The following is a 22,613-nucleotide window of genomic DNA, read 5'->3' on the forward strand; positions in this document are numbered from 1 at the left end:
ACCCCTTTACTTTATCTGTGTATTGGATTTTTTTTACTAAGCCCGACCAGCGGACCTCTCCTTGGGCGCCACGGTTCAAGGCCGACAACTGCAGGGGCCGGCCTTTTGGCTCGGCCCCGTGTTGGAGGGGCTTACAGCAGGCTGAGGGGATAGCTGATGATCAGGCGGTTCTCGTCGAACTCGTTGTTGCTGAAGTCCCGGCGCATGGTGGAGTTGCGCCACTTCAGGTTGAGGTTCTTCAGTGTGCCGCTCTGGACCGTGTAGGCCACTTCGCTTTCCCGGCCCCATTCCTTGCCGTCGCTGACGGTGGCGGTGTGTACGTTGCTGCCGCTGATGTAGCGGTTCATCAGGGTCAGGCCGGGAACGCCCAGCGCGGCGAAATTGTAGTCATGGCGCACCTGCCAGGACTTCTCCTTGGCGTTGTCGTAGCTGGCGTTGTAGCTGTCGTTGGCCAGGGTGCCGCCGCTGGTGCCATTGACCCGCATCCAGGCGCTGTCGCCAGTGAGCTTCTGCAGGCCTACATAGAAGGTGTTGCCGCCATATTTGGCCGAGAACAGGCCGGACCAGGTGCGGTTCTCCATGTCGCCGGCGCGGGCGCTGCCGTCTTCCTTGCCATAGAAGAAGCCCAGGTTGGCGCCCAGGGTCCAGTCGCCCAGGGGTTGGCTGTGGATCAGGTTGACGAACTGCTGGCTGTAGATGTCCTTGAGCTGGGCATTCCACAGGGCGATCTGGGTGCGCTTGTCGTTGAAGGCATATTCGGCGCCCTGGAAGTTGAAACGGTCGGAGGTGAAGGCCGCTTTGCCGAACATGCTCATGTCACTCATGCTGCTGTCGTCACGCGGGCTGTTGGCGCGGAACTGGCCGCCATAGAGGGTCAGGCCGGCAATTTCCTTCGAGGTGATCTGGCCGCCGCGAAAGGTCTGTGGCAGCGAGCGGCCGTCGTCGGAGCGCAGGATCGGCAGCACTGGCATCCATTCGCCGACCTTGACCTCGGTCTGAGACAGTCGTGCCTTGAAGGCTACTCCCAGGCGTCCGAAGTTGTCCGCCGGGCGGCCGTCGTGATCCAGGGGCAGCAGTTGGGTGCCGCCGGTGCCCTTGCCGCCGTCGAGTTTCAGCGAGTAGAGGCCCAGCACGTCCATGCCGAAACCGACGGTGCCCTGGGTGAAGCCGGACTTTGCATCGAGGATGAAGCTCTGGGTCCATTCCTCGGCCTTGCCCTGGGCCTTGGTCGGGTTGGTGAAGTTGCGGTTGAAGTAGAAGTTGCGCAGGGTCAGGTTGGCCTGGGCATCTTCGAGAAAGCCCGACTCTGCGGCCAGTGCCGGCAGGGCGGTGCTGCTCAGCGCCAGGGCCAGGAGGCTGGGCAGAAGGTAGGACGGCGGGGTGCTTGGCTTCATTCGTCGGTCTCTCTAATTGTTAGGGGTGCAGCCGGCCAGTGCCGCGCAAAGGGTCTGGGCACAGGTTTCAGGGGAGCAGGGTGGAACCGGAGGTATCAGCCGCAGCGGGCAGGGCGTGGGGGCATGGCATCGGACCTGTTGTTATTGGTGTGTCCAGGTGCCGGGAATGGTGCGTCGCGGATCAGGGCCAATCAATTGGACGAAACACTTTTTGGGCGGTAATCGAACACAAATGTTCCAGTTGGTACATATAAAAAAACCCACCGTCAGGTGGGTTTTTCATATGGCCAGGTGACGCTTCAGAACAGGTGCAGCGCCGGGGCTTTTTCCGCCAGTGGCTCGTTCTTCGCTGTCTGTTCGCTCCAGCCACCGCCGAGGGCCTTGTACAGGTTGACCTCGCTGGTGAGCTGCGACAGGCGATCGGTGATCAGTGCCTGCTGGGCGCTGAACAGCGACCGCTGGGCATCGAGGAAGGTCAGGTTGCTGTCGACCCCGATACGGTAGCGGCGCTCGGCCAGACGATAGTAGTCCTGGTTGGCGTTGACGAAATCACGCTGGGCCTGCAACTGCTGGTTGTAGGTCTGGCGTGCCGCCAGGCCATCGGAGACTTCCTGGAAGGCGGTCTGGATGGATTTCTCGTACTGCGCGACGGTGATGTCTTTCTGGATTTTCGAGTAGTCCAGGCTGGCGCGCAGGCTGCCGGCGTTGAAGATCGGCAGGTTGATCTGCGGCTGGAACAGCCAGGTGCCCGAGCCCCCCTTGAACAGGCCCGAGAGATCCGGGCTCAAGGTACCGGCATTGGCGGTCAGGCTGATGCTCGGGAAGAACGCTGCCCGCGCCGCGCCGATATTGGCATTGGCCGCCTTGAGCTTGTACTCGGCTTCGAGAATGTCCGGGCGCCGTTGCAGCAGTTCCGACGGCAGGCCGGCTGGCAGGTCGCTCAGCAGGTCGGCCGAGAGCGGTTGGGCCGCCGGCAGGTTGGCCGGAATCGCCGTGCCCAGCAGCAGGGTCAGGCTGTTTTCATCCTGGGCCACCTGGCGGGTGTAGCGCGCCAGCTGGACCCGGGCGTTTTCCACCGAAGTCCGCGACTGGCTCAGGTCCAGGGCCGAGGCCACGCCCACTTCGTTGCTGCGCGAGGTCAGCCGGTAGCTTTCCTCGTAGGCGGCGAGGGTGTCCTGGGTCAGCTTCAGCAGTTCCTTGTCGGCCTGCCAGGTCATGTAGGCGTTGGCCACGCTGGCCACCAGGCTGATCTGGGTGCTGCGCCGCGCTTCTTCGCTGGAGAAGTAGGTCTGCAAGGCCTGCTCGCTCAGGCTGCGAACGCGGCCGAACAGGTCCAGTTCATAGGCACTGACGCCCACGGTGGCCGAGTACTGGCTGGTGATCCCGGCTTCGCCGGTCTGCGACATGCGTGCCGGAGTGCGCTGGCGGCTGCCGCTGGCGTTGGCCGAAACCGCAGGGAACAGGTCAGCCCGCTGGATCTGGTACTGCGCGGCATAGGCATCGATGTTCAGCGCCGCGACCTTGAGGTCGCGGTTGTTTTCCAGGGACGTCTGGATCAGTTGCTGCAGCGCCGGGTCATGGAAGAACTGCCGCCAGCCCTGTTCGGCGGCCGCCACGTTGGCGGCCTCCTTTGGCGAGTAGGCAGGGCCTTGGGGGAACTGCGCCGCCACCGGCGCTTCCGGGCGCTGGTAATCCGGGATCAGCGAGCAACCACTTAGCGCGATGGCGGTGATTGCCAGGGAGAGTAGCGACTTGCTCATTGGCCAGCCTCATTAGGGGTTGCAGTAGTTTCTGACAGGTCCGCTTTCCTGCGGCCCATGGACGATACGGTGACAAAGAACAATGGCACCCAGAAGATCGCCAGGATAGTCGCGGTGAGCATACCGCCGATCACCCCGGTACCGATCGCATGCTGGCTACCCGAGCCGGCGCCCGTGGAGATGGCCAGTGGCACGACCCCGAGGACGAAGGCCAGGGAGGTCATGATGATCGGCCGCAGACGCATCCGGCAGGCTTCCACCGCGGCGTCTACCAGGCTGCGGCCCTGCTCGTGCAGTTCCTTGGCGAACTCGACGATCAGAATGGCGTTTTTCGCCGCCAGACCAATGGTCACCAACAGACCCACCTGGAAGTACACGTCGTTGGACAGGCCGCGCATGCTGGTTGCCATCAGTGCACCGATGATCCCCAGGGGCACAACCAGCATCACTGCGATCGGAATCGACCAGCTTTCATACAGCGCCGCCAGACACAGGAACACCATCAGCAGGGACAAGGCGTACAGCGCAGGTGCCTGGGAGCCCGACAGACGTTCCTCGTAGGACAGGCCGGTCCAGGAGATACCGACACCCGCCGGCAGCTTCGCGGCAATGGCCTCGACTTCGGCCATGGCTTCACCGGTACTGTAGCCAGGGGCCGGGGCACCGAGCACTTCCATGGCTTCCACGCCGTTGTAACGGGCCAGCTTGGGCGAGCCGTAGATCCACTCGCCCTTGGCGAAGGAGGAGAACGGCACCATGGTTCCGGCGCTGTTGCGTACGTACCACTTCTTCAGGTCTTCGGGGCTCATGCGGGCACCGGCCTGACCCTGGATGTACACCTTCTTCACCCGACCACGGTCGATGAAGTCGTTGACGTAGCTACTGCCCAGGGCAATCGACAGGGTGTTGTTGATGTCGGTGAGGGTCACGCCCAGGGCACTGGCGCGCTCGTCGTCGATGGTCAACTGGTACTGCGGTTCATCGTTCAGGCCGTTCGGACGTACCTGGGACAGCACCTTGCTCTGGGCTGCCATGCCGAGGAACTGGTTGCGTGCAGCCATCAGTTTCTCATGGCCGATACCGGCGCGGTCCTGGAGGAACACGTCGAAACCGGTGGCGTTACCCAGCTCCAGTACCGCTGGAGGGGCGAAGGCGAACACCATCGCGTCACGGAAACTGAAGAAGTGCTGCTGGGCGCGGGCTGCCAGGTTGAACACGTTGTTTTCCGCGGAACGCTCGCCCCACGGCTTGAGCATGATGAATGCCATGCCCGAGCTCTGGCCGCGACCGGCGAAGTTGAAGCCATTCACGGTGAACACCGAAGCCACGGTGTCCTTTTCCTTGTCCAGCAGGTAGGCGCGCATTTCGTCCACCACCACCTGGGTCCGCTCGGCACTGGAGCCGGCCGGAGTCTGTACCTGGGCGAACAGAACGCCCTGGTCTTCTTCCGGCAGGAACGCGGTCGGGATGCGAGTGAACAGCCAGATCATGCCCAGGACGATCAGCACGTAGGCCAGCAGGTACGGAATCTTGTGGCGCAGCATGTTGCCCACGCCGCGTTCGTAGCTCTTCACGCTGCGATCGAAGGTGCGGTTGAACCAGCCGAAGAAGCCGCGCTTCTCGGTGGCGTGTTCGCCTTGCGGTACGGCCTTGAGCATGGTGGCGCACAGGGCCGGAGTGAAGATCAGGGCAACCAGCACCGACAGGGCCATGGCCGAGACCACGGTGATCGAGAACTGCTTGTAGATCACCCCGGTGGAGCCGCTGAAGAAGGCCATTGGCAGCAGTACCGCGGACAGCACCAGGGCGATACCCACCAGGGCTCCCTGGATCTGGCCCATGGACTTTTTCGTCGCCTCCTTGGGCGACAGCCCTTCCTCGTGCATCACCCGCTCGACGTTCTCCACCACGACGATGGCGTCGTCCACCAGCAAGCCGATGGCCAGCACCATGCCGAACATGGTCAGGGTGTTGATGCTGAAGCCGGCCGCCGCAAGGATGCCGAAGGTACCCAGCAGTACCACCGGCACCGTCATGGTGGTGATCACCGTGGCGCGGAAGTTCTGCAGGAACAGGAACATCACCAGGAACACCAGGACGATCGCTTCCACCAGGGTTTCAACCACACCCTTGATGGATTCGGTCACCACCGGGGTGGTGTCATACGGGAACACCACCTTCATCCCTTGCGGGAAGAAGGGTTCCAGGTCCTTGATGGTGTTGCGCAGGGCCTTGGCGGTGTCCAGGGCGTTGGCGCCGTTGGCCAGTTTCACTGCCAGGCCGGACGCCGGCTTGCCGTTGAACTGGGCGCTGATGGCGTAGTTCTCGCCACCCAGGCCGACGTCCGCGACATCGCCCAGACGCACTTGCGAGCCGTCCTTGTTGACCTTCAGCAGGATCGCCTTGAACTGCTCGGCAGTCTGCAGGCGGGTCTTGCCGATGATGGTGGCGTTGAGTTGCTGGCCGGGCAGGGCAGGCAGGCCGCCGAGCTGGCCGGACGATACCTGGACGTTCTGCGCGGCAACCGCGGTCTTCACGTCCACCGGGGTCAGGTTGTAGTTGTTCAGCTTGGCCGGGTCGAGCCAGATCCGCATCGCGTACTGGGCACCGAATACCTGGAAGTCACCGACGCCCGCGGTCCGCGAGATCGGGTCCTGCATGTTCGACACGATGTAGTTCGACAGGTCGTCCTTGGACATGCTGCCGTCCTCGGAAACCACGCCGATCACCAGCAGGAAGTTCTTCACTGCCTTGGTCACGCGGATACCCTGCTGCTGCACTTCTTGAGGCAGCAGCGGAGTGGCCAGGTTGAGCTTGTTCTGTACCTGAACCTGCGCGGTGTCCGAGTTGGTGCCCTGTTCGAAGGTCGCGGTGATGGTCATGCTGCCGTCGGAGTTACTTTCCGAGGACACATAACGCAGGTTGTCGATACCGTTGAGCTGCTGCTCGATCACCTGAACCACGGTGTCCTGCACGGTCTGTGCGGAAGCGCCTGGGTAGGTCACGGAGATGGCGATCGCTGGCGGCGCGATGCTCGGGTACTGGTTGATCGGCAATTTGAGGATCGATAGAGCCCCGACCAACATGATCACCAGGGCGATTACCCAGGCGAAGATCGGACGGTCGATAAAAAATTTCGACATGGTTTACTCCCCTTTGCCGCCTGCAGCTTTGTCAGTTGCCTGTGCAGGGGCCGGGTTCTTCGCTGGAACGTTGGTTGCTTCGCTGGCCTTGACTTCAATGCCCGGCTTGACGAACTGCAGGCCTTCGGTGATCAGGCGATCGCCGGCTTTCAGCCCATCTTCCACCAACCACTGGCTGCCGACCGTGCGGCTGGCCTTGAGTTGACGCAGCTCGACCTTGTTATCCGGGCCAACCACCAGGGCGGTCGGGGTGCCTTTCAGGTCGCGCGTCACGCCTTGCTGGGGAGCCAGGATCGCCGCGCTGTTCACCCCGGCTTGCAGCTGGGCGTGGACGAACATGCCAGGCAGCAGGGTGTGCTCAGGGTTCGGGAACACTGCGCGCAGGGTCACCGAGCCGGTGGTTTCGTCCACCGAGACTTCGGAGAATTCCAGCTTGCCGTCGAGCTTGTACTGGCTGCCGTCTTCCAGGGTCAGTTTGACCTTGGCGGCATTGTCGCCGACTTTCTGCAGGCGGCCGCTTTCCAGTTCGCGACGCAGTTCCAGCAGTTCCACCGAGGACTGGGTAACGTCGACGTAGATTGGGTCGAGCTGCTGGATCACGGCCATGGCATCGGCCTGGCCATTGCTCACCAGGGCGCCTTCGGTCACCGAGGAACGGCCGATTCGGCCGGTCAGTGGCGACAGCACTTTGGTGTAGCGCAGGTTGATCTGGGCGCTTTGCAGCGAGGCTTCCGACTGCAGGCGGTTGGCCACGGCAGTGTCGTATTCCTGGCGGCTTACGGCCTGTTCGTTGACCAGTTGCTTGTAGCGATCAGAAATCGACTTGGTCGATTGCAGATTAGCCTCGGCACTTTTCAGCGTTGCCTCATAGACCGATGGATCGATCTGATAAAGCTGCTGACCTTCCTTGACGTCTCCACCTTCTTTGAACAGACGCTTGAGAATGATCCCGTTTACCTGTGGGCGAACTTCGGCGATGCGGAACGCAGTGGTCCGGCCCGGGAGTTCGGAAGTCAAGGTAAAGGCTTGTGGTTGCAGGGTAACGACGCCGACCTGAGGGGCTTGAGGGGCAGGCGCCGCCTCTTCCTTTTTACATCCGCTGAGCAGCGATGCCAGGGCGACGGCAGTGACCAGAGCGGTAACAGCTGGCTTGAGTTGCATGAAAATCCTCGGGTCAGGCACGCAAGATGCGCACAAGAAAAGTGGAAGGGTAAAAATGCTTGGCTGAGTGGATAAGTAGCTTGCTAAGGAATATACTTACGTTCATGGTTGTTTGTAAATACCCCTGCGGCGTACCCATCCGGTTACAAAAGCCCCTGTAGGTGTTGAATTGTAGGCTGGGCAAACGGCACTCGAGATGCCGTTCCATATTTATTCAGAAGGTCTTCACGCATCGCTGAAAGATCCTGATCGAGGTTTTACTGCCATGGTCCGTCGTACCAAAGAGGAAGCTCAAGAAACTCGCAGCCAGATACTCGAGGCCGCCGAAAAGGCCTTTTACGAGCGTGGCGTGGCGCGTACCACCCTGGCCGACATCGCGGCGCTGGCGGGAGTCACGCGAGGTGCCATCTATTGGCACTTCAGCAACAAGGCCGACCTGGTGCAGGCCATGCTCGACAGCCTGCGTGAACCTTTGGATGAAATGGCCGCGGCCAGTGAGAATGTAGATGAAATGGACCCGTTGGGCTGCATGCGCAAGCTGCTCATTCATTTGTTTCATCAAGTTGCCCTGGACCCGAAAACCCGACGCATCAATGAAATCCTGTTTCACAAGTGCGAGTTCACCGACGAAATGTGCGACCTGCGCCGCCAGCGTCGCGCTGCCAGCCTGGACTGCAACGTACACATCGAGCTGGCGTTGCGTAATGCAGTGAATCGTGGGCAATTGCCCGAGAATCTCGATGCGGCGCGGGCAGCTATCACGCTGCATGCATTCATCGATGGCATTCTCTACCAGTGGTTGCTGGCCCCGGACAGCTTCGCCCTGCACACCGAAGCAGAGCGCTGGATCGACATCGGGCTGGATATGCTGCGCTTGAGCCCCAACCTCCGTCATTAAGACAAAATGCGTAATTGAGTCCGGTTGTGTCAACATTTAAGGCGAGGGACGTTCATACCCGGGGTCGCACTTCACAATGGGGTGCTTTTATATACGGGCTTGCTGCAGGTTGATAGATAGCGAGCTACGTATTTTGTAGGGATTTTGTTGCGGGTGTGTGAATGAGTGTGAGCCCTTCACCGTTCAACGGCGCGGAACACCCCATCAAGGGGATCGCCCTGATCTGCCTGGCGGTCCTGCTGTTTGCCAGCCACGACACGTTATCCAAATACCTGTCGGCTTTTTATCCCATCGTCATGGTGGTCTGGGCCCGCTATGTGGTGCACACCCTGTTGATGCTGGTGGTGTTCGTGCCGCGCAGTGGTTTCTCCGCGGTGGTGCGCACCAAGCGCCCCGGGCTGCAATTGCTGCGGGCCCTGTGCCTGATCGGCACCAGCCTGCTGTTCACCACCGGCCTGCGCTATATCCCCCTGGCAGAAGCGACCGCGGTCAACTTCCTGGCGCCCTTGCTGGTGACTGCCCTGTCGGTGCCGTTTCTGGGGGAGCGGGTCAGTCGCGCCCAGTGGCTGGCAGTGCTGGCGGGGTTCGTCGGGGTGCTGATTGTGGTGCGTCCCGGTGGCGCGTTGTTCACGCCGGCAATCCTTCTGCCGCTGGGGTCGGCGCTGTGCTTCGGCTTCTACCAGTTGCTGACCCGCAAGCTCAGTGGTGTCGACAGCCCGACCACCAGCAACTTTCTCACCGGGATCCTCAACAGCCTGATCATGAGCGCGCTGCTGCCGTTCTTCTGGAGCACGCCGACTTTGGTTCATGGGCTGTTCATGATCGGCCTGGGCACCTGCGGCATGCTCGGCCACATGTTGCTGACCCAGGCGTTCCGCCATGCCGCGCCGGCGATGCTGGCGCCTTTCAGCTATGGGCAGATTCTTTTCGCCGGGCTCTTTGGCTACCTGATCTTCGACCATACCCCGGACCAGTACGCCCTGGTCGGTATCGCGGTCATCTGCCTCAGCGGCCTGGCGGTGGCCTGGGCCCAGCGCAAACGTTGAATGGCTTTCTGTAGTCGCTGCCGCAGGCCGCGACAAGGTCCGCAGGATCTTCATCGAACTTGAGAGGGTCGCGCCCCTTCGGGGCGACCGTGCGTACGCGGCCCGAGCCTGCGGCAGCGGCTACAACGAATGTGCAGGTCATGAAAAAGCCCCGGCTCGCGAGAGTCGGGGCTTTTTATCGAGCGAAGCAGGCTTACAGAGTCGGATAGTCGATATAGCCGACCGGGCCCTTGCCGTAGAAGGTTTCCGGGTGCGCTTCGTTCAGCGGCGCATCGGCCTTCAGGCGGGCTGGCAGGTCAGGGTTGGCGATGAAGGGCACACCAAAGGCCACGGCGTCAGCCTTGCCAGCGGCCAGCCAGGCGTTGGCGCTGTCCTTGGTGAAGCGTTCGTTGGCGATGTAGGGGCCGCCGAAGGCTTCTTTGAGTTGCGGGCCCAGGCTGTCGGCGCCTTCTTTCTCGCGGGAGCAGATAAAGGCGATACCGCGTTTGCCCAGCTCCCGAGCGACGTAGGTGAAGGTCTCTGCCAGGTTGGCATCACCCATGTCATGGGAGTCGGCACGTGGTGCCAGGTGCACGCCTACCCGGCCGGCACCCCAGATCTCGATGGCCGCGTCGGTGACTTCCAGCAGCAGGCGGGCACGGTTTTCCAGGGAACCGCCGTACTGGTCGGTACGCTGGTTGGTGCTGCTTTGCAGGAACTGGTCCAGCAGGTAGCCGTTGGCGCCGTGGATTTCCACGCCGTCGAAACCGGCGGCCTTGGCGTTTTCCGCGCCGACCCGGTAGGCATCGACGATGTCGGCGATTTCAGCGGTTTCCAGGGCCCGCGGAGTTGGGAAGTCGGCCAGCGGGCGCACCAGGCTGACATGCCCCTTGGGCTGCAGGGCGCTGGGTGCCACCGGGGTTTCGCCGTTCAGATAGGACGGGTGGGAGATGCGTCCGACGTGCCACAGCTGCAGGAAGATCTTGCCGCCGGCGCCGTGTACTGCCTTGGTCACATTGGCCCAGCCACGCACCTGGTCGTTGGACCAGATGCCGGGGGTGTCCGGGTAGCCCACGCCCATGGGGGTCACCGAGGTGGCCTCGCTGAGGATCAGGCCGGCGGAAGCCCGTTGTACGTAGTATTCGGCCATCAGCGCGTTGGGTACGCGGCCGGCATCGGCGCGGCAGCGGGTCAGCGGCGCCATGATGATGCGGTTGGACAGTTCGAGATCGCCGAGTTTGATCGGATCAAAGAGAGTCGTCATGGAATGCAGCCTTCTTTAAGGGATAAGGAGCGGATCAGTGGGTTGCAGGAGCCAGTTCGGCGTTGCCGCCCTGGCGAAAGGTAATCAGCGTCACCAGCAGGGCCAGGATCGCCAGGGCCGCAGCCGCCAACGGCACGCTGGTCAGGCCGAAGCCGTGGGCGATGACGCTGCCGCCGACCCAGGCACCCAGGGCATTGCCGATGTTGAAGGCGCCGATGTTCAGGGTCGAAACCAGGTTCGGTGCGGCCTTGCCGAAGGTCACTACGTTGACCTGCAACGCCGGCACTGCGGCAAACGAAGCGGTGGCCCAGAGGAACAGGGTGATCTCGGTGGGGATCAGCGCCACGCTGGTCCAGGTCAGTACGGTGGAGACCACGGCCATGGCCGCGAACACGCCGATCAGGGTGGCGCCCAGGCGCTTGTCCGCCAGTTTGCCGCCGATGATGTTGCCCAGGGTCAGGCCCAGGCCGATCAGCAGCAGGGTCCAGGTCACGCCCTTGGGCGAGACACCGGTGACATCACCGAGCAGCGGTGCAACGTAGGTGAAGAGGGTGAACATCGATGCGGCGAACAGCGCGGTCATGCTCAGGGACAGCCAGATACCCGCGCCCTTGAGGGCCGCCAGCTCCGCACGCATGTCGAGTTTTTCCTCGTCGCGCTTGGCCGGCAGGAAGCGCAGCAGGCCGATCAGCGCCACTACGCCGATCACCGTCACCACCCAGAAGGTTGAGCGCCAGCCCGCTGCCTGGCCCAGGGCGGTACCCAGGGGCACGCCAAGGACGTTGGCCAGGGTCAGGCCGGTGAACATCAGGGCCACGGCCGAAGCGCGCTTGTTGGCGGGCACCAGGCCGGCGGCCACCACTGAACCGATACCAAAGAAGGCACCGTGGCACAGCGCGGTGATCACCCGGGCAAACATCAGCACGTTGTAATCACTGGCCAGTGCACACAGCAGGTTGCCGACAATGAAGATTCCCATCAGCGCCACCAGGGCTGCCTTGCGGGGCAGGCGGGCGGTGGCCAGGGCCATGAAGGGCGCGCCGATGGCCACCCCAAGGGCGTAGCCGGTGACTAGCCAGCCGGCGCCGGGAATCGACACCCCGAGGTCCGCCGCCACATCGGGCAGCAGGCCCATGATGACGAACTCGGTGGTACCGATGGCGAAGGCACTCAAGGCCAGGATGAGAAGCGAAAGGGGCATTGTCGGATCCTTGTCAGGTCAGAGCTGTTGGCTCATTTGCGTGAGGAACTGCTGGATGGTTTCCTCGTTGCGTTTGAAAAAATGCCATTGGCCGACTTTCCGGCTGCTGATCAGGCCTGCGCGTTGCAAGGTGGCGAGGTGGGCGGACACGGTCGACTGCGACAGGCCGCAGCGTTGGTCGATCTGCCCGGCGCAGACGCCGTGCTCATTGCTGTGAGCCTGATCGGGAAATTCGACAGTCGGGTCTTTCAGCCAGTGCAGGATTTCCCTGCGAACCGGATGTGCCAGGGCTTTTATTATTTCGTCGAGGTCGAGGGACATGGCGGTGCTCGTTTTTTGTGAAACGTTGTATCGCGATGAAGCGAAATTTAAATCGTTATTTCGCGATATACCAATATGATTTTGGTCTTAAACCATTACTTATCGGTATATCGGGTTATAACGATATGTTGGTCGCAGTGCTAAGCTGCGTCCATGAATTATCTCGCACATCTGCACCTTGGCGGCCAGCGCCCGGGTCAATTACTCGGCAGCCTGTATGGCGATTTCGTCAAGGGACGCCTGCAAGGGCAGTTTTCGCCCGAGGTCGAGGCGGCGATCCAGCTGCATCGGCGCATCGATACCTACACCGACAGTCACCCGCTGGTGGCGGCGGCGCTGTCACGTTTCTCCCTGACGCGAAGGCGTTACGCCGGCATCGTCATCGACGTGTTCTTCGACCATTGCCTGGCCCGGGACTGGCAGCATTACGCCGACCGGCCCCTGCCGTTGTTCACCGCCGAGGTGTACCGGGTGCTGGCGGCCGAGCCGCAGTTGCCGGCGCGGCTGGCGCAGATTGCGCCTTACATGGCGGCGGATGACTGGCTGGGTTCCTATCGCGAGTTCGCGGTGCTGGAGCAGGTGTTGCGGGGGATTGCCCGGCGCCTGTCACGGCCAGAGGAGCTGACCGCGGCGATGGTCGAGCTGGAACGGCTGTATGAACCGTTGAGCGAAGACTTCCGCGCTTTCTACCCGCAATTGCAGGCATTCGCCGCGCAGCACATCCAATTGCCCTGACTCACGATGGCTGTTGTAGGAGCTGGCTTGCCAGCGAAGGTGCTCTCATGACCGACGCTGGTTTCAAGGGCCTTTTCGCCGGCAAGCCGGCTCCTACAGAGAGTTTCAGGCGGCGACCAGTTCGCCGTTACGGCGTGGTTCGGCGGGCAGGGTTCGGTCACCGAACAGCGCCTTCTGCACTGCTTGCTGGGCCTGGAAGGCCAGCGCCGCACGTTCCTGGCCCTGGCAGGCAATCGGCTTGAGCAGGTGGATCTCCACCTGGCCCCGGTCATTGGCGAACAGGCGCATCAGGTGCGAGAGCAGATCGTCGTCGCCGATGAAGGGCGCCAGGGTATCGATCTGGCCGTCGCGCAGGTAACGGATCGCCACCGGTTGCAGGCAGACGTCGGCATCGATGGCGCTGGCCAGCAAGCGCCCGTGGAAGGTGCGCAGGCCACGGCCATCGGTGGTGGTGCCTTCGGGGAACAGCAACAGTGGGTGCTGCTCCTGCAAATGCCGGGTCATCTGCTTGCGGATCAACTGGCTGTCACCGGCGCCGCGGCGGATGAACAGGCTGCCGGCCTTGGCGGCCAGCCAACCGGCCACCGGCCAGGTGCGCACTTCGGCCTTGGACAGGAAGGACAGCGGCGTCAGCATGCCCAGCAGCGGGATATCGGTCCAGGACACATGGTTGCTGATCCAGAGCATCGGTTGGCGGGGCAGCTCGCCATGCACCGAGACCTGAAAGGGCAGGGCATTGCTCAAGCGTGCCATGAAGAAGCGCGACCAGCGCTGGCGCCGGACCATGGAGTTGGCGACCCCCAAGCGTTCCAGCAAACCGAAGATACTGGCCATGCTCAGGCCCAGCGCCACCACCAGCAGCACTCGGGCGATACGCCCGTAGACCCGCAGCCGGCGCATCAGACCGCCGCCTTGAAGTGCCGGGCGTAGCGCGGGCACAGCTCGTCGCGCTTGAGCAGGATGAACACATCGGCGACCTGGAAATCCTCGTCCCAGCACGGCTCGCCGCAGATCTTCGCGCCCAGGCGCATGTAGGCCTTGAGCAGGGGCGGCATCTCGGCGATCACATTGGACGGAATGTCCAGGCTCGGCAGCGGGTTCTTCGGCTCGGCCCGCAGGTGCTCGGTGCACAGGTAGCGCTCGCGCAGGCGCTGCATGATCGCCTGGGCCTGCACGCCGCCGTCCTGCATGGGAATGCTGGCGCAACCCATCAGGTAGCTGTAGCCACCCTGATTGAGCACTTCCGCCAGTTCGCCCCAGAGCACGGCGATGGTGCCGCCGTTGCGGTAGGCCGGGTCGACGCAGGTGCGGCCGATCTCCAGGATCGGCCCCTTGAGCTGCACCAGGCCGTGCAGGCTGAATTCTTCTTCGCTGTAGAAACGCCCCAGGCTGCTGGCGGCCTGGTGGTCCAGCAGGCGGGTGGTGGCCACCAGGCGCCCGGTGTTCAGGTCGCGCACACCGATGTGGCTGCAATGAACGTCATAGTCATCCATGTCCAAACCCAGTTCCGCGCCCTTGAGCTTGGCGTTGAACTCGCCACTGAAGACGTTGAAACGCAGGGCCTGGGCTTCTTGCAGAGCCTTCGCGCCGATCAGGCGTTCGGCTTGCAGGCGGCGTTCAGTGCCGGTGTCGCTGATGCGGGCGATCTGAGTCATCGTGAATCTCCGTGCGGGCTACTGACCCGCCTTGGGTTGCAGCCAATCGACTTTGTTGTGCAAAGTCAGGCTATGTAGCCCCGGTGTCATCGCCATGAAGCTTTGGTGATGCTTATATGACAGCCCCTGAGGACCTTCGAATGCCCTGGCAAGCCCTGCTCGAGAGCCGTGAACGATTGCCCGCCAACCCCGACCTGGCCGAGGGCTACGGGGCTTTGCTGGCGCACCTGGGCAACGTCACGCCCTTCGAACTGGCGGTGCGCGGCGGGCGCTTGATGGCCACCCCGGGGCTGGCCTTCCTGGTGGGCTACCAGGCGGCATTGCGCATGTTGTGGCCCAGCGCGCCGTCCAGTCTGGGGGCTTTGTGCGCGACCGAACGCCGCAGCCTGCGCCCGGCGGACATGCAGACCCGCCTGGAGGATCTGCGCCTGCACGGGCGCAAGGATTTCGTCACCGCCGGCGATGCCGCCGACTGGCTGCTGGTGGCGGCTCGCTGCGAAGCCCCGGGGGAGCGCGCAGCCCTGCGCCTGACGGTGGTCTATCCCGGCGAGCCCGGGGTCAAGGTCCAGACCCTGCCCGCCATTGCCCTGATGCCGGAGATCAGCCACGGCTGCCTGGAGCTGGACAACGCCGCCTGCGAGTTGCTGGCCGGCGACGGCTGGGATGCCTACGTCAAGCCGTTCCGCACCCTGGAAGACATCTATGTCCTGAGCGCCATGCTGGCCTGGCTGTACGGCGTGGGGCAGGACAGCGGCTGGCCGCAGCCCTTGCAATTGCAATTGCTGGGCTTGCTGGCGGGCTGTGCCGAAGCCAGCCGGCAGAACCCGGCGCTGAGCAGCGGGCACATTCTGCTGGCGGGCCTGTTCGTGCAGTTCGAGGCGCTGAAACCCGAGATCGGCATTGCCTTCGCCCAGGGGCCACAGCTCTGGCGCGAGCAATGGACCCGCGACCAGGCCCTGCTGGACCTCGCCGCCAGCGCTCGCGCACAGCGCCTGGCCAAGGCCCTGGCCTCCCTGTAGGAGCCGGCTTGCCGGCGAAGGGGCGCGCGAGGAATGCGCAGTCTCCGAAACCGCATTCGCTGGCAAGCCAGCTCCTACAAGAAGCGGTTCTCGCGCCCTATCGAATATTCGGCCAACCCTGTAGGAGCCGGCTTGCCGGCGAAGGTTGTCGCGAAACGGTCATGTGCCCGCAATAGGCTCGGCCCCAGACGGCTCTCGAGTGTCCTTCATGCCCAAAGCTTGGTTGCTGCTGGCCCTGCTTCTATTACTCAGCCTGCCGGCCCGGGCCGAGGAGTGGCCGGCGCTGCAATGGAGCCAGGGCACGCCAGCCAGCGGCCCGGCGCTGCAGGCCCTGGAGGAATACGCCTTTGTGCCCCGGGACGATGAATCCCGCCAGGGCATTCGCACCGACGCCTTGCTGGTGATCCGCGACGGTCGACTGCTCTACGAGCGCTACGCCGGGGCAACCGGGCCACAGACGCCCCATCTCGCCTGGTCTGCCAGCAAGAGCCTGCTGGCGGTGCTGCTGGGGGTGGCCTTTGGCGAGGGGCGGTTCCAGTTGCAGGACCCGGCGGCGAAGTTCTACCCGCCGCTCGAGGCCCATCCCGACATCACCCTGGCGGACCTGCTGCACTGGGCCTCGGGCCTGGATTGGCAGGAAGACTATGAATACGCCCCTCTCAATTCTTCGGTGGTGGCCATGCTCTACACCCGCGGGCACCGGGACATGGCCGCCTTCACCGCGCAACAGGCCGCCTCCGGCCCGCCGGGCCAGGTGTTTCGCTATTCCAGCGGCGACAGCAACCTGCTGGCGGCCAGCCTGCGGGGCATGGTGGGGGAGGGGCAGTATGCGGACTATCCCTGGCGTGCCCTGTTCGAACCCCTGGGCATCACCCAGGCGGTGTGGGAGCGTGATGCAGCCGGCACTTTCGTCGCTTCCTCGTACCTCTACCTGACGGCCCGCGATCTGGCTCGCATTGGCCTGCTGATGCAGCGCGATGGCCGTTGGCGCGACCGGCAATTGCTGCCCAAGGCCTGGGTCGAATTCTGCCGCACGCCCTTTCGTGGCTATCGGGCCAACCAGGACGTGGCCGTGGCGGGCGGGCACTGGTGGCTCAACCGCGAGGTGGACGGGGCGCCACGGCCCTGGCCGGATGCCCCCGCCGATACCTACGCCGCGCTGGGACACTGGGGCCAGGCGCTGTATGTGCTGCCGGCGCAGCGCCTGGTGATCGTGCGCTATGGCGACGACCGTGACGGCAGCTACCAGCACAATGAACTGCTCAAGCGGGTGCTGGCCGCCTTCGACACGCCGGAGCAGCCATGAAGCCCTGGCCCTTGATCCGTCGGCGTCCGCTGCTCAGCCTGCTGGCGCTCGGGCTGCTCCTGCTGCTGGGCTGGGGCTGGCAGCAGCGGGTGGCGTTGCAGGCCTTCCCGGACATCCTCGGGGCCTACACCGCCAAGGAGTACTGCTCCTGCCGTTACGTCATGCAACAACCTGCCGACTACTGCCGCGCCTACGTGCGCCAGTACCTGCCCACCAGCGCTTTTCTCGATGAGCCGCAGCCCCGTCGTGTCACCGCCAGCGCGCTGGGGCGCACCCATAGCGCGGTCTGGCGCAGTGCCCGTGAAGGTTGCCGCCTGGACCCCTGACCGGGGTCGAAACGATGGCGGCAGCTTTGTGTTCCATCCAGTGGAACCACATTTGATTGTCCTGTGCCCCGGCTCGCGGTTATCTGACGCAGAGCTTCGAGCACGCCCTGGCCCTCGTGCAGCGCTCCGAAAAAAAGAACGGGAACCCACCCGGCCCAGAGGAGATACGCCATGACCCGACACCAGCACATTCTTGCCTGGCTCAACGATGTCGCCAGCGACCTGCGGGCCATCCGCCAGGACATTCACGCCCACCCCGAGCTGGGTTTCGAGGAAAACCGCACCGCGGCGCTGGTGGCCCGCAACCTTGAAAAGTGGGGTTATGACGTGCACACCGGCGTGGGCCGGACCGGCGTCGTAGGGGTGCTGCGCAACGGCAGCAGCCCCCGCACCCTGGGCCTGCGGGCCGACATGGACGCCCTGCCGATCATCGAGAACACCGGGGTGCCCTACAGCAGCCGCTACAGCGGTTGCATGCACGCCTGCGGGCATGACGGCCACACCACCCTACTTCTCGGGGCGGCCCGTTACCTGGCGGCGACCCGGCAGTTCGACGGCACCCTGAACCTGATCTTCCAGCCGGCGGAGGAGGGCCAGGGTGGCGCCGAGGCCATGCTTGCCGACGGCCTGCTGGAGCGCTTCCCCTGTGATGCCCTGTTTGGCCTGCACAACATGCCGGGGCTGCCGGCCGGGCACCTGGGCTTTCGCGAGGGGCCGATGATGGCCTCCCAGGACCTGCTCAACGTGATAGTCGAAGGCGTCGGCGGCCATGGCTCCATGCCGCACCTGACGGTAGACCCGCTGGTGGCAGCGGCGAGCATGGTCATGGCCTTGCAGACAGTGGTAGCGCGCAACATCGATGCCCAGGAAGCCGCGGTGGTCACCGTAGGTGCCCTGCAAGCGGGCGAGGCGGCCAACGTGATTCCCCAGCAGGCCCTGCTGCGCCTGAGCCTGCGGGCCCTCAACGCACCGGTGCGCGAGCAGATGCTGGAGCGGGTCAAGGCCATTATCCGCACCCAGGCCGAGAGTTTCGGTTGCTCGGTCAGCATCGAGCATCGCCCGGCCTATCCGGTGCTGGTCAACAGCCCGGAGGAAACCGAGTTCGCCCGCAAGATCGGTGTCGAGCTGGTGGGGGCCGAGGCGGTCAACGGCAATACGCCGAAGCTGATGGGCAGCGAAGACTTCGGCTGGATGCTGCAGCGCTGCCCGGGCAGCTACCTGTTCATCGGCAACGGCGTGGCCCAGCCGATGGTGCATAACCCGGGTTACGACTTCAACGACGACATCCTCCTTACCGGCGCGGCCTATTGGGGCGCCCTGGCGGAAAGCTGGCTCAAACCGTCCTGACCCTTCCTGTTCCTGTGTCCCTGACTGCCCCGGGCGTGCTGTAGGCGCCCGGCACTTTAGCGAGCCCGCCAGAAGGCTCAAAAGTCTCCAAGGAACATCCCATGAGCGTCTCGACTCCCTCTGTTTCCAGGACCCGGCAGGTGGTTGCCGCCGTGGTCGGCAACGCCCTGGAATGGTACGACTTCATCGTCTACGGCTTTCTCGCCAGCTTCATCGCTCGCCAGTTCTTTCCCGCGGAAGACGAATACACCTCGCTGCTGATGGCACTGGCCACCTTCGGCGTGGGCTTCTTCATGCGCCCGGTGGGCGGTGTGCTGCTGGGGATCTATTCCGATCGCAGGGGCCGCAAGGCGGCGATGCTGGTGATCATCCAACTGATGACCCTGGCCATCGCGATGATTGTGTTCGCCCCCAACTATGCGGCCATCGGTATCGGAGCGCCGCTGCTGATCGTGGTGGCACGCATGCTCCAGGGCTTTGCCACCGGTGGCGAGTACGCCAGCGCCACGGCCTACCTGGTGGAGAGTGCGCCGCCCCACCGCAAGGGCCTTTACGGCTCCTGGCAGTTGGTGGGGCAGTGCCTGGCGGTATTCAGCGGGGCGGCGATGGTGGCGGCGGTGACCCATTTCTTCTCGCCCCAGACCCTGGAACTCTGGGGCTGGCGCCTGCCATTCGTGATCGGCCTGCTGATCGGTCCGGTGGGGCTGTGGATCCGCAAGTACATGGAAGAGCCGCAAGCCTTTGTCGAGGCACGCAAGCAGGTGCGTGGCAAAGGGCCCGGGTTGTGGCAGGTGGTATCGGCCTATCGCCGAGCGATCCTGGTGTCCATGTGCATGTGCTGCGGGGGCACCGTGTCCTTTTATGTGGTGCTGGTGAACATGCCGACCTTTGCCCACACCAACCTCGGCCTGCCCCTGGATCAGGTGCTGTTGGTGCAAATGTTCGCCGTGGCCCTGATGACCCTGGTGATTCCCTTTGCCGGGGCCTTGTCGGATCGCATTGGGCGACGTCCAGTGCTGATGGCGTTCACCCTGGCGTTTTTTGTCATGGTCTATCCCTTGTATGTGTGGGTCGCTGCGGCGCCATCCATCGAGCGCCTGCTGGTGATGCAGATGCTGCTGTGCGGGGCCATCGGCGGTTTCTTCGGCCCCGGCCCCACGGCCCTGGCCGAGCAGTTTCCCATCGAGGTGCGCTCCACCGGAGTGTCGGTGGCGTATAACGTCACGGTCATGCTGTTCGGTGGCTTTGCGCCGTTGATCGTGACCTGGCTGAGCAAGGTCATGGCCACGCCGGTGGCGCCAGCCTTCTATGTCCTGCTGACCTCGGTCCTCAGCCTGCTGGGTACCTACTGCATGTATGACGCGGTCAGAGACGAAAAACCCGATGCCGTGAGCCTGGGAGGTGAGTCTTGATCAACCCCGCAGAACCATCGATCAATACATCGATTGTCGACCTGGATGCCCTGGCGCTGTCCCGGGCCATCCATGCCCGCGAGCTGTCCTGCCGCGAAGTGATGCAGGCCTACCTGGCGCAGATCGAGCGCTGCAATCCACTGGTCAATGCCCTGGTCTCGCTGGGAGACCCCGAGGCCCTGCTGGAGCAGGCCGACGAGCGAGACCGGCAGTTGGCCCAGGGCCAGTCCATGGGCTGGATGCACGGCATGCCCCAGGCGATCAAGGACCTGGCGGCCACCGCCGGGATGACCACCAGCATGGGTTCGCCGCTGTTTGCCGAGCATGTGCCCCAGGGGGATGCCATCAGCGTGGCGCGGGTCCGGGCCAGTGGCGCGATCATCGTCGGCAAGAGCAACGTGCCCGAGTTCGGCCTGGGCTCCCATACCTACAACCAGCTGTTCGGCACCACGGGCAACGCCTACGACAGCACCCTGTGTGCCGGCGGCAGCAGCGGCGGGGCCGCGGTGGCTCTGGCCCTGCGCATGCTGCCGGTGGCCGACGGCAGCGACATGATGGGCTCGTTGCGCAACCCCGCAGCCTTCAACAACGTGTTCGGCATGCGGCCCTCCCAGGGCCGGGTGCCGTTCGGCCCGACTCCGGAACTGTTCGTGCAGCAGTTGGCCACCGAAGGTCCCATGGGGCGCACGGTGGCCGACGTGGCGCGGCTGTTGGGCACCCAGGCCGGGTTTGACGCCCGGGCGCCTCTGTCGCTGAAGGACCCATCGGCGCTGCCGGAGGCGGCGCTGCAACGAAATGTGAAGGGCCTGCGCCTGGGCTGGCTGGGGGACTACAACGGCTACCTGGCCATGGAGCAGGGCGTACTGGGCCTGTGCGAAAAGGCCCTCGGGGATTTCGCCAGCCTGGGCTGCGAGGTGGAAAGCTGCCAGCCGGACTTTTCCCTGGCCCAGCTCTGGGATTGCTGGCTGGTACATCGCCACTGGCTGGTCCAGGGCTCCCTGGGGGCGCTGTACGACGACCCGGACAAGCGCCGCTGGCTCAAGCCGGAAGCGTGCTGGGAAGTGGAGGGCGCGGCGAAGCTGAGCGCGGCGGATGTGTATCGCGCTTCCCAGAGCCGCAGCGACTGGTATCGTGCGTTGCAGCGCCTGTTCGAGCGTTACGATTTCCTGCTGCTGCCCACCGCCCAAGTGTTCCCTTTCGATGCACGGCAAGCCTGGCCGCGGCAGATCGATGGGCAGGAAATGGACACTTACCACCGCTGGATGGAAGTGGTGATCGGCCCGACCCTGGCCGGCTTGCCCAGTATCAGCATTCCGGTGGGTTTCAACCTGGCCGGTTTGCCCATGGGGCTGCAGATCATCGGTCCGGCCCAGGCCGACCACGCCGTGCTGCAATTGGCTTACGCCCATGAGCAGCTGACGCAGTGGGTGCGGCAGCGGCCGCCGGGCAACCTGCGGTAATCAAAGGGGTGTGGTCGCCAAGGTCCGCAGGCCCGCATCTTGCTGGGTAAAATCTTTTCCTCAGTCAGGGAGCTCGGACTATGGCCAGCAAGGTAGAAACCGGCAGCGTGCGCTCAGTGGAGCGGGCCCTGGCCATTGTCGAGCTGATCGGCCAGCACCAGGCCCTGGGCCTGGAGGAGCTGCACTACCTGACGGGCCTGGCCAAGGCCACGGTATCGCGCATGCTGCTGACCCTGCAGGAACAGGGCTGGATCTATCGAGGCCTGAGTGACCGGCGCTACCGCCTGAGCGCCCGGAGCCTGTTCGGTGACAGCCGGCAGCGCTTCAAGCGCCAGATGGTGGAGCAGGCGGCGCCCTGGTTGCTGGAATTGAGTGCACGTACCGGATTGGTCACCGACCTGTCGAGCTTCGACGGCGAGAGCCTGGAGGTCCTGGAAAGTGCGGTGCCCGAGGTATTGCGCAAGCGCTACCCGAGCAACAGCCGGATTGTCGGCCAGCATGCCAGCCTGTTTCATTCGGCCATGGGCAAGGCCTGCCTGGGGGCCCTGGCCAGTGCAGAAGTCGAGCGTCTGGCCGAGCAGGAGCAGGTGCCGGCCGAAGCCCGGCAACAGTGCCTGGAATCCCAGCACCTGGGGTTCGGCCAGCGCACCGAAGGGCACTGGGAATACCCGGTGCGCCTGCCGTTCCTGATCCGCGCCGTGGCCTTGCCGCTGCAGGCCGAAGGCCGGGTGATCGGCAGTATCGCCCTGCACTGGCCGCGGGACCTGGCCTGTGTCGAACAGGTGCGCAACCGCCACCTGTGGCTACTGGCGGAAACCGTCGAGCAGGTGCAGAAAGACATCGCCTGAAACCTCCCGCTCGGGTATTTCTGCGTTCCCACATCCTCCTCTGGTATCGGGTTCCTGCTGTGCAACCAGTGCCCGTCGCTTTCAACCCGCGGCTCCTCGGTGAAACTGGCCCACCGCTTGGAACTGGCTCCAGGGCGCGACTCCGATATGCATGCCATCAGGTGGCGTCAGCACAATACCGGCAAGCGCCTTGAATATTCCTGAATGCGCGGGCTGTATGAGCCGCAGCGCTCCCCCGATGCCCGACCCATGGAACAGCTTATCCATGCAGGATGAGGAGGGTTTCAGCTGCTGGCAGGCATCATCAGCCATAGCGCCGAACGCTTCTACCTGAACTA

The 22,613-nt window shown here is 63.9% G+C and carries 19 protein-coding genes; 10 read left to right on the top strand and 9 right to left on the bottom strand.

Features of this window, described 5'->3' with window-relative positions; all coding sequences use genetic code 11:
- Window positions 1-131: 131 nt before the first annotated feature.
- The 4 genes from AC1RL5_RS08730 to emhA form a co-directional block, all read right to left on the bottom strand.
- Complete coding sequence (locus tag AC1RL5_RS08730; RefSeq protein WP_041116337.1) at window positions 132-1,394, bottom strand: OprD family porin; 1,263 nt, start codon at window positions 1,392-1,394, stop codon at window positions 132-134.
- Between the two features lie 299 nt (window positions 1,395-1,693).
- A complete protein-coding gene (gene adeC / locus AC1RL5_RS08735) occupies window positions 1,694-3,154 on the bottom strand; it encodes an AdeC/AdeK/OprM family multidrug efflux complex outer membrane factor (protein ID WP_072451106.1) in 1,461 nt (486 codons plus the stop codon).
- On the bottom strand, window positions 3,151-6,297 hold the full coding sequence (locus AC1RL5_RS08740) for an efflux RND transporter permease subunit (RefSeq protein ID WP_019096074.1): 3,147 nt from the start codon (window positions 6,295-6,297) through the stop codon (window positions 3,151-3,153). The genes adeC and AC1RL5_RS08740 overlap by 4 nt, the downstream gene beginning before the upstream one ends.
- A 3-nt stretch (window positions 6,298-6,300) precedes the next feature.
- Window positions 6,301-7,458: an efflux RND transporter periplasmic adaptor subunit EmhA gene (emhA, locus tag AC1RL5_RS08745; protein WP_015634435.1), complete on the bottom strand. Its 1,158-nt coding sequence runs from the start codon at window positions 7,456-7,458 to the stop codon at window positions 6,301-6,303.
- A gap of 265 nt (window positions 7,459-7,723) precedes the next feature.
- Here emhA and emhR point away from each other — a divergent pair, with 265 nt between their 5' ends.
- Together emhR and AC1RL5_RS08755 are read left to right on the top strand one after the other, a co-directional pair.
- Window positions 7,724-8,356 (top strand): efflux system transcriptional repressor EmhR, encoded by a 633-nt coding sequence (gene emhR, locus AC1RL5_RS08750; RefSeq protein ID WP_011059675.1) that lies wholly within the window; start codon window positions 7,724-7,726, stop codon window positions 8,354-8,356.
- A 161-nt stretch (window positions 8,357-8,517) separates the two neighbouring features.
- Window positions 8,518-9,402 (top strand): DMT family transporter, encoded by an 885-nt coding sequence (locus AC1RL5_RS08755; RefSeq protein ID WP_011059676.1) that lies wholly within the window; start codon window positions 8,518-8,520, stop codon window positions 9,400-9,402.
- 193 nt (window positions 9,403-9,595) lie between these two features.
- Here the strand turns inward: AC1RL5_RS08755 and AC1RL5_RS08760 are convergent, their stop codons facing one another.
- Genes AC1RL5_RS08760 through AC1RL5_RS08770 form a run of 3 tightly spaced genes read right to left on the bottom strand, consistent with a single transcriptional unit; the run spans window position 9,596 to window position 12,167 of the window.
- The gene (locus AC1RL5_RS08760) at window positions 9,596-10,645 is read right to left on the bottom strand and encodes an alkene reductase (RefSeq protein WP_011059677.1); all 1,050 of its coding nucleotides are present in this window, start codon (window positions 10,643-10,645) and stop codon (window positions 9,596-9,598) included.
- 34 nt (window positions 10,646-10,679) lie between these two features.
- Window positions 10,680-11,846, bottom strand: a complete 1,167-nt coding sequence (locus AC1RL5_RS08765) for an MFS transporter (RefSeq protein ID WP_041116345.1) — start codon at window positions 11,844-11,846, stop codon at window positions 10,680-10,682.
- Window positions 11,847-11,864: 18 nt separating this feature from the next.
- Window positions 11,865-12,167 carry an ArsR/SmtB family transcription factor gene (locus AC1RL5_RS08770; protein ID WP_011059679.1) on the bottom strand — a complete coding sequence of 101 codons (303 nt, stop codon included), beginning with the start codon at window positions 12,165-12,167 and terminating at the stop codon, window positions 11,865-11,867.
- A 153-nt stretch (window positions 12,168-12,320) separates the two neighbouring features.
- On the opposite strand from AC1RL5_RS08770, the gene AC1RL5_RS08775 reads away from it, so the two are divergent.
- Complete coding sequence (locus AC1RL5_RS08775; RefSeq protein ID WP_053149437.1) at window positions 12,321-12,902, top strand: acyl carrier protein phosphodiesterase; 582 nt, start codon at window positions 12,321-12,323, stop codon at window positions 12,900-12,902.
- Window positions 12,903-13,007: 105 nt separating this feature from the next.
- On the opposite strand, the gene AC1RL5_RS08780 is transcribed toward AC1RL5_RS08775, so the two are convergent.
- Window positions 13,008-13,802 carry a lysophospholipid acyltransferase family protein gene (locus AC1RL5_RS08780; protein WP_072451104.1) on the bottom strand — a complete coding sequence of 265 codons (795 nt, stop codon included), beginning with the start codon at window positions 13,800-13,802 and terminating at the stop codon, window positions 13,008-13,010.
- Window positions 13,802-14,557: an L-ornithine N(alpha)-acyltransferase gene (gene olsB, locus AC1RL5_RS08785; protein ID WP_015634439.1), complete on the bottom strand. Its 756-nt coding sequence runs from the start codon at window positions 14,555-14,557 to the stop codon at window positions 13,802-13,804. The genes AC1RL5_RS08780 and olsB overlap by 1 nt, the downstream gene beginning before the upstream one ends.
- A 140-nt stretch (window positions 14,558-14,697) precedes the next feature.
- Here olsB and AC1RL5_RS08790 point away from each other — a divergent pair, with 140 nt between their 5' ends.
- The 7 genes from AC1RL5_RS08790 to AC1RL5_RS08820 all read left to right on the top strand — a co-directional run bounded on the left by AC1RL5_RS08790 (window position 14,698) and on the right by AC1RL5_RS08820 (window position 22,275).
- Complete coding sequence (locus AC1RL5_RS08790; RefSeq protein ID WP_011059683.1) at window positions 14,698-15,576, top strand: acyl-CoA dehydrogenase middle domain-containing protein; 879 nt, start codon at window positions 14,698-14,700, stop codon at window positions 15,574-15,576.
- Between the two features lie 208 nt (window positions 15,577-15,784).
- Complete coding sequence (locus AC1RL5_RS08795; protein WP_123577516.1) at window positions 15,785-16,882, top strand: serine hydrolase domain-containing protein; 1,098 nt, start codon at window positions 15,785-15,787, stop codon at window positions 16,880-16,882.
- Window positions 16,879-17,208, top strand: a complete 330-nt coding sequence (locus AC1RL5_RS08800) for a hypothetical protein (RefSeq protein WP_011059685.1) — start codon at window positions 16,879-16,881, stop codon at window positions 17,206-17,208. Before AC1RL5_RS08795 ends, AC1RL5_RS08800 begins: the two co-directional genes overlap by 4 nt.
- A gap of 171 nt (window positions 17,209-17,379) precedes the next feature.
- Entirely contained in the window at window positions 17,380-18,555 is a 1,176-nt protein-coding gene (locus AC1RL5_RS08805; protein ID WP_492589235.1) for a M20 aminoacylase family protein, read from the top strand.
- Window positions 18,556-18,656: 101 nt separating this feature from the next.
- The gene (locus AC1RL5_RS08810) at window positions 18,657-19,967 is read left to right on the top strand and encodes an MFS transporter (RefSeq protein WP_011059687.1); all 1,311 of its coding nucleotides are present in this window, start codon (window positions 18,657-18,659) and stop codon (window positions 19,965-19,967) included.
- The gene (locus AC1RL5_RS08815) at window positions 19,964-21,427 is read left to right on the top strand and encodes an amidase (RefSeq protein WP_072451102.1); all 1,464 of its coding nucleotides are present in this window, start codon (window positions 19,964-19,966) and stop codon (window positions 21,425-21,427) included. Before AC1RL5_RS08810 ends, AC1RL5_RS08815 begins: the two co-directional genes overlap by 4 nt.
- 80 nt (window positions 21,428-21,507) lie before the next feature.
- On the top strand, window positions 21,508-22,275 hold the full coding sequence (locus AC1RL5_RS08820) for an IclR family transcriptional regulator (RefSeq protein ID WP_015634445.1): 768 nt from the start codon (window positions 21,508-21,510) through the stop codon (window positions 22,273-22,275).
- Window positions 22,276-22,613 lie beyond the last annotated feature (338 nt).

It is taken from the genome of Pseudomonas sp. GW822-FHT06D10, from assembly GCF_058799535.1.